Source organism: Anabaena cylindrica UHCC 0172, assembly GCF_034931625.1.
Lineage (GTDB): Bacteria > Cyanobacteriota > Cyanobacteriia > Cyanobacteriales > Nostocaceae > Anabaena > Anabaena cylindrica_A.
The window spans coordinates 20,664-36,006 of record NZ_JAYGGY010000023.1 but is presented as its reverse complement, the minus strand read 5'-3'; the positions used below and the strand labels follow the sequence as shown (position 1 = coordinate 36,006).

Below are 15,343 nucleotides of genomic sequence, written 5' to 3'. Positions count from 1 at the left end.
AATCCCTATTAGGGATTGAAACAGGAGAGGGTTAAAGATGATGATTCGTACATTAGATAAGAATTGCAATTTTCATTAATCCCTATTAGGGATTGAAACAGGAGAGGGTTAAAGATGATGATTCGTACATTAATTGCAATTTTCATTAATCCCTATTAGGGATTGAAACCTATCCGGCTTGCTGCAAGGCTTTTAATTTGCTTATTGCAATTTTCATTAATCCCTATTAGGGATTGAAACCTGGAGTAGATGAAGGCGAAACCCCAGATGGAGACTATTATGATTGCAATTTTCATTAATCCCTATTAGGGATTGAAACTCCAATGAAGTTCCTGGGATGGTAATAGTTTCGCCGGGCTGAAAATTGCAATTTTCATTAATCCCTATTAGGGATTGAAACTGTGTATAGTTCTCGTGTTGAGTGGGGGATTTTAAATAAATTGCAATTTTCATTAATCCCTATTAGGGATTGAAACAATTATGAGTTCAGGAAATGTAATAGGGAATCTTATTGCAATTTTCATTAATCCCTATTAGGGATTGAAACAACCTGTAGTGCAAATATATCAGGAGTTTCATTTTCCTTATTGCAATTTTCATTAATCCCTATTAGGGATTGAAACGGGTATTGACCCTGTGCATCAAAATACAGGGAACATGAATATTGCAATTTTCATTAATCCCTATTAGGGATTGAAACTCTGTGTTGTCGCACTTGGGGCATTTCATTACAAAATTGCAATTTTCATTAATCCCTATTAGGGATTGAAACTTCTGAAATCCAATAAAGCTACCATCAAGAGCGGCTTGATTGCAATTTTCATTAATCCCTATTAGGGATTGAAACCTTGTCGCTAACTGGAGAGGACAATCTAAGGGGAGAGCATTGCAATTTTCATTAATCCCTATTAGGGATTGAAACTTTAAATTTTCCGAGGAAAAATTGGCTTTTGATTCTTTGCATTGCAATTTTCATTAATCCCTATTAGGGATTGAAACATGAGAAATGGGTCAAGATGTGGCGGGAATCTCTCATTGCAATTTTCATTAATCCCTATTAGGGATTGAAACCTTATATTGTTTCCGACCACGAACTTATTGGCCCCCAAATTGCAATTTTCATTAATCCCTATTAGGGATTGAAACTAGGTATGCTTCCCTGAAAGTCACCTTACCTTCTTTGTATTGCAATTTTCATTAATCCCTATTAGGGATTGAAACATGAAACCGGAGTATTTCAATCCGTTATTAATATCAAAAGATTGCAATTTTCATTAATCCCTATTAGGGATTGAAACTAGAGGTTTTTGCTACATCTGCATTGCAAGCTGAATTGCAATTTTCATTAATCCCTATTAGGGATTGAAACGGTAGAGTTACGAAAACTGTAAAAAACAACAATATATTGCAATTTTCATTAATCCCTATTAGGGATTGAAACATGAGAAATCATGGCTTGAGCATGGCATTGAAGATTATTGCAATTTTCATTAATCCCTATTAGGGATTGAAACACACCACCCTGAATATTAGTGATGTCATTTTGAATATTGCAATTTTCATTAATCCCTATTAGGGATTGAAACTCTCACACTTACTAATGATTTAGAAAATAAAATAATTCTGATCCCAAATTGATATGAAGTCGCATGGAATAAAATATCAAGAATAATTGACCGCAGATAAACGCAGATAAACACAGATAAAGACGGATAATTCAATTGATATCATCATTCTGTGCAGCCTTACATATACTGCAAAAGGGTAAAACCTGAACTTATGTCATACTGATAAGATTTTTTTATCTTTCTATCCTACTTAAAAAATTGTGAAAATCAGTTTACAAGTGCAGATATTAAAAGATAATAGAATTGACAGTAATTAGAGGAGGCTAATTTCACCCATGAATAAATTATTAGATGAATCACTATCTCTGCAAGTTGCTGAAAGCATCAAAAGTAAAGCTAAAAAACCTTTTGAAAATGCTTATAAAGCTGCTTTGGCAACTGAAGGATCAAGATATGTTCAAGGTTTTTTAGTGTTTACTGGTCAGCCATATAAACCTGTTGAACATGGTTGGATTGAATTAGATGAAGTTATTATCGATCCCACTCTTCCTTATTTACAAAAAAACCATAAAACCCTTTGGTATTTTCCTGCACAGAGTCTAACTCTCAAAAAACTAAAAGCCATAATTGATGAATCAAAAGAAGATTATCCAGAGGATGATCCTCTACCAGTTTATGGTCAATCACCTTATGAATATTATGGTGATTTAATGTTAGGTGATCAAGAATATTTAACAGCTTATCAAGCGGCTGAAGCTAAGTGTAGAGAAATTAATAGTTTAAATACCGAGGTAAATTAATTTTAAATAAATTACTCTAAATATAGAATTTATATAATGATTCAGGATACATAATATTTTATATAGCAGGGAACAGAAGAGAAAAATATTCTTCTTCCTTCTTTCTTCTGACTCCTGAATTCTTACGAATTTATCGTATTTTCATCCCCCATCTAAACCCTTTTCATTGTTTTGTGGAGGGTAAAAATATTTTTTTAAAATAGCTATAAATTTACTTTTGTATTAAAAACTAATAGGATTTTCCATCACTACCCAAGTATTCTCTATAAACACAAATTTTATTGTCTCTGACATCAAAAGCAACTGCAATGCGATTTTCATAAGGTTCTCCTAGCAATTTATCTTCATCTTGGAACTCAAAAATAACAGTTTTTTGTTGCTAGTAATGTTATCTAAAGAGGTAAGCTTTAATCCAGGTTTGAAAGCTTCAGAAACATATTCAAAAAAATTGTTTGCTCGTTCTTTACCTACATTTAATCCATGAAATTTTCCCATTGGAAACCAAAAGGTAAAATCATCTGTAAGCATATCTAGAAAATTCTGCCAATTACCTGTTTCTAGACCTTGTGTAAAATGCCCAAATGCTTGTTGAGTAACTTTCAAAGTGTTTTCTGATTTAGTTGTCATCTATTAATTATCTCTATTAATTTCAAGTTTAAATTTTGCTGCTATTTGGATTTACAATAGCTTATAGCAATTAAGTCACTAACAAATAATTCAAAATCTAAAATTACATGAGTTCTATTGAAATTATTGCAGCTATCTTCGGTCTTGTCAGTGTTTCGTTGACTGTTAAAGAAAATATCTGGTGCTGGCCAACTGGTTTGGTGATGGTGTTTTTATATATCTTCGTTTTCTATGAAGCACGTCTTTATTCAGATGCTATTCTCCAGGTAATTTACATTTTTTTACAAATCTATGGTTGGTATGCTTGGTTACATGGAGGTAAGGATAACTCTCCACTTGGGGTTACTCGCATTTCTAACCAGGGACAATTGATTTGGTCTGGGGTTGCTATTGTCGGGATTTTCGGTTTAGGTTATATTATGCACAATTACACTGATGCAGCTTTACCTTACCCTGATGCAACTATTACTATTTTAAGTTTAATTGCCCAATGGTTGATGGCTAAGAAAATATTAGAGTGTTGGATTATTTGGATAACAGTTGATTTAATAGCAGTGGGAGTTTATGCTGTTAAACATCTTTACCCCACAACGGGACTCTATACGGTATTTTTGGTTTTAGCTGTATTGGGGTATAAGGAATGGCAAAAGGCTTACAAAAAGCTACGACTGGGATGATTTTGGGCAAGTTTATGCCCCCACATTTAGGACATAAGTATCTTGTCGATTTTGCGCGAAATTATGTTGACAATTTGACTGTTTTAGTTTGTTCTATTCAGTCAGAACCTATTCCCGGAGATTTGCGTTACTGCTGGATGAAGGAGATGTTTCCTGATGTGAATGTGGTTCATGTCACTGATGAAAATCCCCAGGAACCAAAAGATGATCCTAATTTTTGGCAAATTTGGTATGACAGTATTCGTCGGGTATTACCTACGGGTCCAGATTATGTTTTTGCTTCGGAAGATTATGGTTGGAAGTTGGCAGAAATCTTGGGAGCAAGTTATATTCCTGTAGATCATGGACGGAATTTAGTCACTGTTTCTGGTACACAAATAAGGCAAAATCCTCTTACTAACTGGCGTTATCTACCTGACTCTGTGCGTCCCTATTTTGTGCGTCGTGTGTGTATTTTTGGCGCAGAATCAACGGGTAAATCGACGTTGACGCAAAATTTAGCCAACCATTATTATACTGTTTATGTGAGCGAATATGCGCGGGGATTATTAGATTTTAAAGCTGGACATTGTGATTATACAGATATTCCCTTGATTGCTAGGGGACAAATGGCTTCTGAGGATGCTTTGGTGCGTCAGGCAAATAAGGTGATATTTTGTGATACTGATTTAATTACAACTACGATTTGGAGTGATGTGCTGTTTGGGAAATGTCCGCAGTGGATTGAGGAGGAAGCTAATCGTAGAGAGTATGATTTATATTTGCTGCTGGATGTGGATGTACCTTGGGTGAATGATTCCCAGCGGTTTTTGGCTAATTATCGAGAGGAATTCCGCGATCGCTGTATTCAAGCTTTAGAATCACGCGATAGACCCTATATTATCATTAATGGCGACTGGGAACAACGCTGGCAAAAGGCTTGTATGGCAGTAGATCAGGTGTTGGAGAGGTAAAAGAAGCGATCGCAGTTCCGTTGCAGTTGTGCGATCGCCCTAATTAATTGATACCTAGCCAAAGGAATCAATTCACTAACGATTATAGTTCTCATATTGCTAATATTGAGTGCAGTGTTATCCCCCTCAGGTGTCTCACCCCGCATGAGATAATTTCACAACTACTTTGCAGTTCTTGATTAGTAAGGATTCAGGATACAGAATATTTGATATGGCAGGAACTAGAAGAGAAAAATATTCTTCTTCTTTCTTCCTCCTGACTCCTGAATTCTTACCTTGATTACACAAGCCTCCGTTTAACTTCTTCAGCTAAATCTGCCAAAGCCACCTCTATTTGTTCACCTGATTTCAAATCTTTCAGTGATGATTTTTCGGCTGCGGCTTCATCAGCACCAATAATAACGCAAAGTTGAATTCCTTGTTTATCTGCTGCTTGAAATTGTTTACCTAAAGGGCGTTTTTCAAAATTAGTCACAACATTAATTCCCGCTTGTCTTAATTGCTGTGATACCTTTAAATAAATAGGCATTAAATCCTCTTGCATATTTACTACCACAACCTGGGTAGGTGTTGCAGATAAGGTATTGAGAATACCCGCTTTTAACAACCGACTAATTAACCGAGTTAAACCAATGGAAATTCCCACTCCAGGCATTTTTTCGCCTAAAAACATTCCCACTAATTCCTCATATCTGCCTCCAGAACAAATACTACCTAAAGCTTCATGTCCTATTAAAGTAGTTTCGTAAACTGTTCCAGTATAATAATTTAAGCCACGAGCGATAGATAAATCAATACAAAAACGTTTATCAGCAACTCCTAAATTTCTAACTCCATTAATTACAGTTTCTAATTCACTAACTCCTAAATTAAATTCCTCGGCTTCAGGAAAACTTTGCGCTAGGTGATTAAGTTTATCTAAAACATCATCAATACTACCATCTATTTTAATAAATTCAATAATTTTCTCAGTTTGTTCAAGAGAAATACCTTCTTTTTCTAACTCTAATTTAACTTTTGTTTCTCCAATCTTTTCCAAATTATCAATAATGCCAATACAAGCTTTAATTTGGTTTTCGGCAACTCCTACAGATTGAAAAAACCCTGTAAGAATTTTCCGGTTATTAATGCGAATTACAAAATCACCAATATTAATTGCCTCAAATATTTCGGTGATAATTGCTGGCATTTGGGCATCATATAATAAACTCAGTTTACCACGAGCAACAACATCAATATCACATTGCCGAAACTGCCGAAAACGTCCATCTTTTGCCCTTTCTCCCCGAAAAACCATATCCATTTGATAACGTGCAAAGGGAAAGGTTAATTCATTTAAGTGACGGGCAATATAAGCAGCAAAAGGAACAGTTTGATCAAATTTTAAAGCTCTTGCTTCCGAACCAGTTTCCCCAGATTTATCCTTTTCAGCTTGGCGATTTGGTGGTAAAATAGGCTCAATACCATATATTATATTATCTCCTTGATTTCCCTTAGCTTGCAGCACTTCTAACCTTTCAACTGCTGGGGTTTCAATCGGTGTAAAGCCATAGCTTTCAAATACACGACGGATTACATCTAATAAATATACTTCTAAACGCTTTTCGCTGGGTAGAAATTCGGGAAAACCGCTAGGGGTAGAAAAGTTGATTTTGTCGCTTTTTGCCATATCTATACCTATACCTTGTCAAGTGAGAATTTAATCACAGAATTATTATTTTAACCTTTCTTCTTGAATAAGAGTGCGTTGGTAGATTTGATTATTTTTAAACCATTGCCAAGTGCGAGCGCGATAGTTATTATCAGGACTAATTTGAATCATTTCATATAGGTACATATCTGGAAACTGTTTATAACCAAACCACAAAATCACGGTGGAATCATCAACTTCCCAGGCTTTACCTTGAATACGTTCGGTATCGAAGCAGAGTTTTTTATCTTGATATGTCCCTGGAAATTTATGCTCTTCTTGTTTACCATTTTCCCAGGTATAACGATTAATTTGATAGTAAGAATAATCACTATTTTCAGGAAATTGGCAACTTAAATGAGATTGATGACTGTCAATAATTTTTCCTGTTGTATCAACCAAGGTATAAGTTCCCACCCATTCACCTTCATGACGGGCTAAAACAGGCATTTCTAAACGAATATTAGACATAATTGGTAATTGGGCAGTTGGTAATTAAGTCCTTATTTTAAATCCTGTTCATCCTTAAATCCTGGAAATCCTGATTCAGACAATTTCTGCTTGGTAATTGGTCGAACACTGTCTAATCTCTCTTATACACCTGTCACCTTCCCTATTCTCCTTCATTAAACCACCAAGGGTCTTTATTAGTGTTAGTTTTAATTAGAAAGGCTTTTTTTCTCATGAAGCGTTTTAATGCTGCTGCACCCATACGAGAACCTCCTAAACCAGAAAATTTAAAGGCGTTTTTTTCTCCTTCGTGCATCATAGATGTTAAACCTGCATCATTAATACTAATAGCACCTACATCTATTTGTTGGGCAACTTCAATTGCTAATTCTTCTGATTGAGCAAATACAGCCGCACTCAGTCCATAAATAGAGTCATTAGCTAAATTCACTGCTTCTTCTACTGTGGAAAAAGGCATGACTGGCATGATGGGACCAAAGGTTTCTTCAGTCATCACTTTCATATCATGATCAACTTCTGTGATAACTGTAGGACGACACCACCAACCACCACCTAACTCTTCTATTTTACCACCACAGTGAATTACTGCTCCTTGTAATAGGGCATCTTGTAGATGTTCATTAATAATTGCAGCTTGGTTTTCGGAAATGATGGGACCGATTTCACCGCTTTCGACTGTAGGATAGGCTAGTTGTAGACGTGAGGCTTTAGTTACTAATTGATGATAAAATTTTTCAAAGATAGATTCAGCAACATAAATTCTTTCAATTGATAGACATGACTGCCCCGAATTGATCACAGAACCCCATAAAATCGCTGAGGTTGCTAAGTCTAGATTGGCTGATTCTAAAACTATAGCTGGATCTTTTCCTCCTAATTCTAAGAAAGCTGGAATAAAGTTTCTGGCTGCGGCTTCTGCGATTAAGCGTCCTGTTTCCACACTACCTGTAAAGCAGACTAAATCTACATCTTCTATTAAAGCTGCTCCTGTTTGTCCTGCACCTTCAACAAAGTTTAAAACATCGCGTAATTTAGGAACTGTATTTAGTGCAGTCATCAATGGTGCAACGAAACGGGGAGTAATTTCGCTGGGTTTAACTATGACAGCACAACCTGCTAATAAGGCTGGAATTGTATCAATTGTAGATAACAATAAGGGAAAATTCCAGGGACTAATTACAGCTACTAGAGGATAAGGAACGGCTGTTTGTTGTAAAGCAATAAAGGGAATAGCTGTATTTTTAGAGGTTTCTTGTAGTAACTGGGGAGCTAAATGACACCACCTATCAATGCTTGAGAGAAAAGAGTCTATTTCTAAGACTGATGTTGATAATCTACCTGTATCATTTACCAAGGCATCTGTTAGCTGTTTGCGTTCAGATAATATGGCTTGTTTCCATTGCTTGAGTGCATCAATTCTACCTTCAATACCGAGTTCATGCCAATGAATTTGTCCTCGTCGGAGACGGTGACATTGCTGGGATAACAGTTTGGGTGGTGGTGGGATTATGACGTAATCAAATTTCCCTGTGCGGGGGTTGCGGACTTCTATTGGTTTTGTCATTGTAAATAGGGAATAGCTGACGTGAGAGGAGATTATTTAAACCTGGTCTAGTGCGATCGCTCCTCAATCCTGTTATATTAATTTCAGGAATCATGGAACAGGCTTCAGTGCGATCGCTTGACTGCATGACAGGTAACTGGTAATTCTAATGTTGTTATATCAAGTTCGTATAATTACTTGTAATAAACATATTCTATTTGATCATTGCTCTTCCCAATTACCCATTACCAGCCCAAATAGATATAATAGGTAACTAAACAAACATGATATTACTTGTATGTCTGCTGCCGAAAAACTGCGGGAATTACTAGCACAACCTGAAATTATCATTATTCCTGGTGTTTATGACTGTTTGAGTGCAAAACTTGTAGAAAAAGCAGGTTTTGAAGTCGCTGCTACAAGTGGTTTTGGTATTGCTGCTTCTACATTGGGTTTACCTGACTATGGTTTTCTCACCGCTACGGAAATGCTTTACAGTGTAGGACGGATTTGTCAGTCAATTAATATACCTTTAATTGCCGATTGTGATACGGGTTATGGTAACGCCTTAAATGTAATGCGAATTGTAAAAGATGCCGTACAGTTGGGTTTATCCGGGGTGATTTTAGAAGATCAAGAATGGCCGAAAAAGTGCGGACATTTTGAAGGAAAGCGAGTTATACCTATGACTGAACACGCGGATAAAATCCGTGCTGCTGTGGAATCGCGTGGTAATAGCGGTTTGGTAATTATAGCTAGAACTGATGCCCGCGCACCTTTAGGTTTAGAGGAAGCTATTAAACGAGGACGATCATACATCAATGCCGGTGCAGATGTCTTGTTTGTGGAAGCACCTCAATCTGTAGCAGAATTACAAACCATAGCCGCAGCTTTCCCTGATGTGCCGTTAGTTGCTAATATTGTAGAAGGTGGAAAAACACCGGAAATTTCCCCAGCAGAATTACAAAAATTAGGTTTTAAGATTGTCTTTTTCCCTCTCACCGCACTTATGGCTGCAACTGAAGTCATGAGTACTTGTTTTCGTCATCTCAAAGCACAAGAAACGACTGTTAATTTTCCCGGTTTGATGAATTTTCAAGATTTTCAAGAACTCATGGGTGTTCCTAAATATCTGCAAATTGAAAAACAGTATAAAGAATAAGTTGATAATTGGTGATTGGGAAAAAATTAACTTTTAACCATCACCACATTTATGAATTTTTGCCAACAATGAGTTAGGCTAAATAACAACAACACTCTGTCCAAAACTATGGTTAACTCTCCTTTAGTTTTAACAACTGTCCCCACTGATACTTGGGTAGAAACAACTTGGGAAGATTTTCTCACTTTTGCAGATGATCCAACTTTAGCAAATGGACGGTTTTATTATGATCAAGGTTACATGAGGATTGAAATGCTACCAGTAGGTTCTGCACACAGTCAAGATAATACTGTCGTCTCCACCCTTATTATTTTGTATGCTGCTATTAAAAATATTCCCATCAAAGGATTAACAAATGCGAGTTTTAGAAAAGTTATGGTACGGGAATCTCAGCCGGATATAGCTTTTTACATTGGCAAAAATTTGAGATTTCCACCTCACAATAATACACCAGTTAATTTAAATGAACTAGATCCACCAACTTTAGTAGTAGAAATTGCTGCTTCTTCTTTAGAAGATGATACTACTCGAAAACAAAAGCTTTATCAACGGTTGGGTGTAAAGGAATATTGGGTTGTTGATGTTAATAATAGTCAAGTGATTGCATCTTGTTTATCACTTGTTGAAAGTATCCCTATTCGTGAATCTCAAGTTTTACCAGGATTGGAAATTGACTTAGTTGAAGAAGCTTTGAAAAAATCGCAAACTGAAGATGATGGTGCAATTAGCCGTTGGTTATTAGCAACTTTTAACAGATAAATTCATGATTATTGCTGAAACTGACTCAATAACCATGCCCCTACCTGAGATTGATTTATTTCTCGACTACGACGTAAGGCTTCTTCTAAAATAGATATCGCCAGTCCCGGTAATACCTGTGATTCTCGAATCTGCTTACTGCCATGATCTGCCATAGCATAAGCTATAATTTGGGCATTTTGGACATCCACTACCCAATATTCTGCCACATTTAAGTCTTCGTAAAGCGATCGCTTTGTTCCCAAGTCATCCAGCAGCGATGTTTTCGCAATCTCAATCACCAAGTCCGGTGCAGGATAGCGATTTAGGTTAACAATACCTGTACCACTGGGGATACTTTGGGCGTTTTTTCTCAGATAATAGGCTACATCAGGTTGACAGTCTTGAATACCAGTTTTACGAAAAGTAGTTGTGTCTAAACCTGTGGCGGGAATGCCTTTAAGGGCTGTAAATAAGGCTACTGCAAATATAATTATCACATGGTCTTGACCATGATCAAAGCTAACTGGTGCCATTTCCAGCCTCATGTGTCCTTTGTAATAGTAGCTTTTTGCTTTCTCGTTGAGTAAGTTCGTCAGTTTTTGTTCATACTCTTGCCAAGAAGCATAAATCCATGTATATGTTGGTAACTGGATTTGAGTTTCACTCATGACCTAATTTCGCTTTCCAATTAAGACTGATTTTTTCAAGCTCATAGACTAGTCTTATTAGCTCACGTATTTGCAATGTAGTATTTAGGAGTAGTTAAGTCTTTAGTTACTTGTCTTTGTGTAACTTTGAGTCCTACAGCATATACACCAATGTCCCCCTGTTGATCTGAATCTGATACGTTCATTATAAATTTCCCTCAAACAATATGTATTATTTACTATTATTTTTATACTTAATTCTTAATGATTATCAATTATTAACTGTGTTTATACCCTGTAAAACATCCACCAATTTCTCAATATGCTCTTTTTCATGTGTCGCCATCATGGTTATTCTAACTCGACTGGTGGGGACTGTGGGGGGACGAATTGCCGGAGCAAAAATACCTGCTTCTCTCAGATGTTTTCCCGCTTTTAATGCTGTGGCTGCATCAGGTAATTGAAAACATAATATTGGTGATTCGGAAGGTAAAATATTTAAATTAGGTAAATTCTCATAAATTAGTTGTTTCAAATAATTTATATTTTGCCATAATTGCTCACGGCGTTGGGGTTCTTGTTGGACTATTTTAAATGCTGCTAATGCTGCGGCTGTGTCTGGGGGTGACAGGGCTGTGGTATAAATCCAACTGGGGGCGCGATTTCGCAAAAAGTCTATGAGGGCGTTACTTCCCGCTACATATCCGCCTAAACTACCCAAGGCTTTACTTAATGTGCCAATTTGAATTAATTCTCTACCTGTACAACCGAAATGTTCCACACAACCAGCCCCGGTTTTACCCATGACTCCGGTAGCGTGGGCTTCATCTAATAACAACATACAATTAAATTTTTCAGCTATGTCGAGCAATTCTGGTAAAGGGCATAAATCACCATCCATGCTGAAGACGCTATCGGTAATAAGTAAGCAGCGACGATGGTTTTGACGTTGTTGCTGTAATTTCTCTATTAGTACTGCATTACTATTGTGCGGATATTCAAGAATAGTTGCACCGCTGAGAATTGCTCCATTTTTTAAACTGGAGTGATTATATTCATCTGATAAGATTAAATCTCGTTTACCGACTAATGCAGTAATTGCACCTATATTAGCTAAATATCCAGAACTAAATACTACTGCATCTTGTGTTTGTTTGGTAGATGCTATTTCTTGTTCTAAATCTCTATGTAATTCTCGATGTCCACTGAGTAAGCGAGAACCTGTGCTGCCAGTTCCAAATTGTTGAATAGCAGTAATTGCGGCTGTTTGTAAGCGTTCATCTCCTGCTAGTCCCAAATAGTCGTTACTGGCGAAATTAATTACCTTTTGCCCAGATAATAGCACTTCTGCACCGGGAAGACTGTTAATGGTTTGTACTGAACGATACCAGTCAGCCCGATGAATTGTTACTAGAGATTCCTCTATCCAAGCATAAGGATTTTGATTCATCACTCAGAACTTGATGTGTATTACACCATGACAGCAGATTAAAAATAAATGAAGTCTAGAATCTAAATTCAAAGCTAAAACCACTCAGCACTCAGCACTCGGTACTCGATACTCAGCACTCTCCTAAACTCCAGCTTCAGTACTGCTAAGATGGGTGATCGCTTGTTTGATCCAATCTTCCACATAGGCATCTTTGGGTAAACCAATATTTTCGCTGACTACGTGCAGGGCATGACTGACTTCATGGGCAGTATATCCCAAAGCGAAGAGAGTCATTTGCACTTCTTCAAGGATTCCCGGTGCAGGACCACCTGTAGCCACGAAGAAGCCTGCTGATTTGCGCCATTCAATCAACTTGCTTTTGAGTTCCAAACATAACCTTTCAGCGGTTTTCTTACCCACTCCAGGAGTTTGAATGAGAATTTGAGTGTTAGCAGTAATAATCGCTTGGACTAAGTCTGGTAATTCCAAAGTATCCAAAAGTGCGATCGCTAAAGATGCACCAATACCGCTCACAGATAGCAAGTGTCGAAATAAATCCCGTTCCGATGGCGAAGAAAAACCATAGAGTAAAGGTACTTCTTCTCGAATCTGGTAATGGGTAAATATTTGTACCACATCTCCAGTACTTGTTAACTGGTTGGCTAGACGCTGCGGAATTTGCAAATCGTAACCCAACCCATTGACCTCTAACGTCAAAATGACGCGATTAGCGCTAATTGTTTGGACACCAGCGACGATACCTTTAAGATAGCTAATCATTCTAGGAACCCAAAATATTTAAAGCCTTCCATAATCCCCCCAGCACAATAGCTTTGTGCAAAGTAACGGTGTTGATTGTGTGATGGGAGTAACCCTTTGTGAGCATTCCTGACAATGACTCCCCGTTCGTTACCTACAGCGAATCAAGCAATATGATTGCCTAAATCGCTACAAACAACAGTTTGCTCGGCTGCAAATTTCCACCTTGGTCGTAGAAATTGCATTGCTTGACCTTTATCGCTGGTCAGGGGTAAAATGTCAAGGTCTATATCGCCACTATAAATTAAATTTATATTTAATTCATTTTTCTGCAAATCTGTCTGAAGTTACACCGGTTCCAATACTGCTCGGTTAAGAATTTTTGTAGGTTGGGTTGAACGATAGTGAAACCCAACAAATGCCTGTAAATGTTGGGTTTCGTTCCTCAACCCAACCTACCTAATTTCATTTTTTGAGCTTAACCGACAAGTATTGACACCGGTTCTCTGTTGAATGCAATACACTTGAGGGCAGGGAAACCCCTACATGGCGATGAAAAACCTTACCTCATAAGAACAAGAGCATCTGCTTGGATCAAAATTACTGCATTCTATCAATTGTCCGATATTGAATTGCTTCTGCTACGTGTTGCGGCTTGAGATCATCATCTCCTGCCAAATCTGCAATCGTGCGTGCTACCTTGAGAATGCGATCGCTCGCCCTAGCTGATAAACCCAATTTTCTAATAGCTGCTTCCAGTAAATTGCGACTAGCATCATCTAACTTGCACCATGTTTGCAGATGACGACTTTGCATTTGGGCATTACAACGCAGATTTGCTTCAGATTGAAACCGTATGATCGCCTGTTCTCGCGCCTTCTGCACTCTCAATGCTACAGATTTTGACATTTCTCCCGTGGGTTGTTGGGTAATTTCCTCCGGTTTCAAGCGATTTACAGCCACTTGCAAGTCTATTCTATCCATCAAAGGCCCAGATAACTTTGCCCAATATTGCTCCCGTTGTCTAGGTGAACAGGTACATTGTTGAATCGTATCGCCATAGTAACCGCAAGGACAGGGATTGGTACTCGCCACCAAAGTAAATTGTGCCGGAAATGTTACCGATTGTTTAGCCCTGGAAATCGTCACAAAACCATCTTCCAAAGGTTGACGCAGAAACTCTAATACATCTCTTTTAAATTCTGTTAATTCATCCAAAAACAATATCCCTCGATGGGATAAAGATATCTCTCCAGGACGGGGAAAAGTCCCACCACCAACTAGAGATGGACCTGATGCCGAATGGTGAGGACTACGAAAAGGGCGATCGCGCACCAAAGAACCACGATTTTTCAACAACCCAGCCACAGAATGAATCCGAGTCACTTCTAAAGATTCAGAAAACTCCAACGGTGGTAAAATACCAGGTAAGCGACGTGCTAACATCGTCTTCCCACTCCCAGGCGGCCCCACAAAAATGAGATTATGCCCCCCAGCAGCTGCAATTTCCAAAGCCCGACGCGCATGAGCCTGACCCTTCACATCATGCAAATCTGCCCCAGTATAAACTACTTCTAACTCATTTCTAGTTTCATCCAATTTTACAGGTTTGTAACGTTCTGGATTATTTAACAAATCCACAACATCAGCAATATGTTGGCAACTATAAACAGCTAATCCTGCCACCACAGCCGCTTCTTGAGCATTATCAACCGGCACTACCAAAGCCGTAATTCCCATCTTCTCCGCAGTTGCAGCAATGGGGAGAACACCAGCTACAGGGCGCAAACTACCATCTAAAGAAACTTCCCCCAAAAATAAGAAATCTCCCAACAAATCAGCGTTAACTTGCTCAGAAGCTGCTAAAATACCTACACTAATCGGCAAATCAAAAGCAGGTCCTTCTTTACGTAAATCTGCTGGAGTCAGATTAATAACAATCTTTCGCATTGGAAAGGCAAAACCCGCATTTTTGAGAGTTGCTTTCACCCGTTCCCTAGACTCCTGAATTGCAGAATCTGGTAAACCCAAAACCACAATTCCCGGTAAACCCCCCGAAACATCTACTTCCACACCAACTTTAACAGCATCTATACCAACAATTGATGCACTCCAAACTCTAGCCAGCATTTTTTATATATAAATAAACTTTGACAATATCAAAGCAGATTCGTAGGTGGATTAACAATGGGTAAAATCACGCAAGAACACTGTTAGTAATTCAGAAAATCAGGAAAACCTCAAGCTAAAATAATAGCAGCTAAAGATGTAGG

13 protein-coding genes, 2 pseudogenes and 1 CRISPR repeat array are annotated in these 15,343 nt (G+C 37.8%); of the genes and pseudogenes, 5 read left to right on the top strand and 10 right to left on the bottom strand.

All coding sequences use genetic code 11. From position 1 onward, the window contains the following. Positions 1-62: 62 nt before the first annotated feature. A CRISPR array of direct repeats spans positions 63-1,586; the repeat unit is 37 nt; unit sequence ATTGCAATTTTCATTAATCCCTATTAGGGATTGAAAC. Between the two features lie 317 nt (positions 1,587-1,903). Next, positions 1,904-2,368: a hypothetical protein gene (locus VB713_RS08690; protein ID WP_323311165.1), complete on the top strand. Its 465-nt coding sequence runs from the start codon at positions 1,904-1,906 to the stop codon at positions 2,366-2,368. A 229-nt stretch (positions 2,369-2,597) separates the two neighbouring features. On the opposite strand, the pseudogene VB713_RS08685 reads toward VB713_RS08690, so the two are convergent. After that, a pseudogene (locus tag VB713_RS08685) lies at positions 2,598-2,995 on the bottom strand (nuclear transport factor 2 family protein). Positions 2,996-3,102: 107 nt separating this feature from the next. On the opposite strand from VB713_RS08685, the gene pnuC reads away from it, so the two are divergent. Continuing rightward, positions 3,103-3,672: a nicotinamide riboside transporter PnuC gene (pnuC, locus tag VB713_RS08680; protein ID WP_323311164.1), complete on the top strand. Its 570-nt coding sequence runs from the start codon at positions 3,103-3,105 to the stop codon at positions 3,670-3,672. Continuing rightward, the gene (locus VB713_RS08675) at positions 3,636-4,625 is read left to right on the top strand and encodes an AAA family ATPase (RefSeq protein WP_323311163.1); all 990 of its coding nucleotides are present in this window, start codon (positions 3,636-3,638) and stop codon (positions 4,623-4,625) included. The genes pnuC and VB713_RS08675 overlap by 37 nt, the downstream gene beginning before the upstream one ends. A 280-nt stretch (positions 4,626-4,905) precedes the next feature. Here the strand turns inward: VB713_RS08675 and hisS are convergent, their stop codons facing one another. From hisS to VB713_RS08660, 3 genes are all read right to left on the bottom strand, one after another. Next, positions 4,906-6,294 (bottom strand): histidine--tRNA ligase, encoded by a 1,389-nt coding sequence (hisS, locus tag VB713_RS08670; protein ID WP_323311162.1) that lies wholly within the window; start codon positions 6,292-6,294, stop codon positions 4,906-4,908. A 45-nt stretch (positions 6,295-6,339) separates the two neighbouring features. Next, complete coding sequence (locus VB713_RS08665; protein ID WP_323311161.1) at positions 6,340-6,786, bottom strand: DUF3598 family protein; 447 nt, start codon at positions 6,784-6,786, stop codon at positions 6,340-6,342. A 142-nt stretch (positions 6,787-6,928) separates the two neighbouring features. Beyond that, positions 6,929-8,350: an aldehyde dehydrogenase family protein gene (locus tag VB713_RS08660; RefSeq protein WP_323311160.1), complete on the bottom strand. Its 1,422-nt coding sequence runs from the start codon at positions 8,348-8,350 to the stop codon at positions 6,929-6,931. Positions 8,351-8,627: 277 nt separating this feature from the next. Here VB713_RS08660 and VB713_RS08655 point away from each other — a divergent pair, with 277 nt between their 5' ends. Both VB713_RS08655 and VB713_RS08650 read left to right on the top strand, forming a co-directional pair. Next, positions 8,628-9,491: an oxaloacetate decarboxylase gene (locus VB713_RS08655; RefSeq protein ID WP_323311159.1), complete on the top strand. Its 864-nt coding sequence runs from the start codon at positions 8,628-8,630 to the stop codon at positions 9,489-9,491. A 108-nt stretch (positions 9,492-9,599) separates the two neighbouring features. Then, complete coding sequence (locus VB713_RS08650) at positions 9,600-10,250, top strand: Uma2 family endonuclease (RefSeq protein WP_323311158.1); 651 nt, start codon at positions 9,600-9,602, stop codon at positions 10,248-10,250. An 8-nt stretch (positions 10,251-10,258) separates the two neighbouring features. Here VB713_RS08650 and VB713_RS08645 read toward each other — a convergent pair whose 3' ends face one another. The 6 genes and pseudogenes from VB713_RS08645 to VB713_RS08620 all read right to left on the bottom strand — a co-directional run bounded on the left by VB713_RS08645 (position 10,259) and on the right by VB713_RS08620 (position 15,200). After that, positions 10,259-10,900, bottom strand: coding sequence for a Uma2 family endonuclease (locus VB713_RS08645; protein WP_323311157.1), 642 nt, complete (start codon positions 10,898-10,900; stop codon positions 10,259-10,261). 62 nt (positions 10,901-10,962) lie between these two features. Beyond that, a complete protein-coding gene (locus tag VB713_RS08640) occupies positions 10,963-11,085 on the bottom strand; it encodes a hypothetical protein (protein WP_323311156.1) in 123 nt (40 codons plus the stop codon). Between the two features lie 65 nt (positions 11,086-11,150). After that, positions 11,151-12,329, bottom strand: coding sequence for an 8-amino-7-oxononanoate synthase (gene bioF, locus VB713_RS08635; RefSeq protein ID WP_323311155.1), 1,179 nt, complete (start codon positions 12,327-12,329; stop codon positions 11,151-11,153). A gap of 123 nt (positions 12,330-12,452) precedes the next feature. Beyond that, complete coding sequence (gene ruvA, locus VB713_RS08630; protein ID WP_323311154.1) at positions 12,453-13,091, bottom strand: Holliday junction branch migration protein RuvA; 639 nt, start codon at positions 13,089-13,091, stop codon at positions 12,453-12,455. Continuing rightward, positions 13,088-13,417, bottom strand: a pseudogene (locus tag VB713_RS08625) (HAD family hydrolase); the annotation flags it as partial. The pseudogene VB713_RS08625 and the gene ruvA, both read right to left, overlap by 4 nt. Before the next feature lie 253 nt (positions 13,418-13,670). Continuing rightward, complete coding sequence (locus tag VB713_RS08620) at positions 13,671-15,200, bottom strand: YifB family Mg chelatase-like AAA ATPase (protein WP_323311153.1); 1,530 nt, start codon at positions 15,198-15,200, stop codon at positions 13,671-13,673. Between the last annotated feature and the right edge of the window lie 143 nt (positions 15,201-15,343).

Excerpts from the sequence above, each read along its gene's own strand:
- VB713_RS08690 (WP_323311165.1), top strand. The coding sequence starts at position 1,904 with ATGAATAAATTATTAGATGAATCACTATCTCTGCAAGTTGCTGAAAGC.
- pnuC (WP_323311164.1), top strand. The coding sequence starts at position 3,103 with ATGAGTTCTATTGAAATTATTGCAGCTATCTTCGGTCTTGTCAGTGTT.
- VB713_RS08675 (WP_323311163.1), top strand. The coding sequence starts at position 3,636 with ATGGCAAAAGGCTTACAAAAAGCTACGACTGGGATGATTTTGGGCAAG.
- hisS (WP_323311162.1), bottom strand. The coding sequence starts at position 6,294 with ATGGCAAAAAGCGACAAAATCAACTTTTCTACCCCTAGCGGTTTTCCC.
- VB713_RS08665 (WP_323311161.1), bottom strand. The coding sequence starts at position 6,786 with ATGTCTAATATTCGTTTAGAAATGCCTGTTTTAGCCCGTCATGAAGGT.
- VB713_RS08660 (WP_323311160.1), bottom strand. The coding sequence starts at position 8,350 with ATGACAAAACCAATAGAAGTCCGCAACCCCCGCACAGGGAAATTTGAT.
- VB713_RS08655 (WP_323311159.1), top strand. The coding sequence starts at position 8,628 with ATGTCTGCTGCCGAAAAACTGCGGGAATTACTAGCACAACCTGAAATT.
- VB713_RS08650 (WP_323311158.1), top strand. The coding sequence starts at position 9,600 with ATGGTTAACTCTCCTTTAGTTTTAACAACTGTCCCCACTGATACTTGG.
- VB713_RS08645 (WP_323311157.1), bottom strand. The coding sequence starts at position 10,900 with ATGAGTGAAACTCAAATCCAGTTACCAACATATACATGGATTTATGCT.
- VB713_RS08640 (WP_323311156.1), bottom strand. The coding sequence starts at position 11,085 with ATGAACGTATCAGATTCAGATCAACAGGGGGACATTGGTGTATATGCT.
- bioF (WP_323311155.1), bottom strand. The coding sequence starts at position 12,329 with ATGAATCAAAATCCTTATGCTTGGATAGAGGAATCTCTAGTAACAATT.
- ruvA (WP_323311154.1), bottom strand. The coding sequence starts at position 13,091 with ATGATTAGCTATCTTAAAGGTATCGTCGCTGGTGTCCAAACAATTAGC.
- VB713_RS08620 (WP_323311153.1), bottom strand. The coding sequence starts at position 15,200 with ATGCTGGCTAGAGTTTGGAGTGCATCAATTGTTGGTATAGATGCTGTT.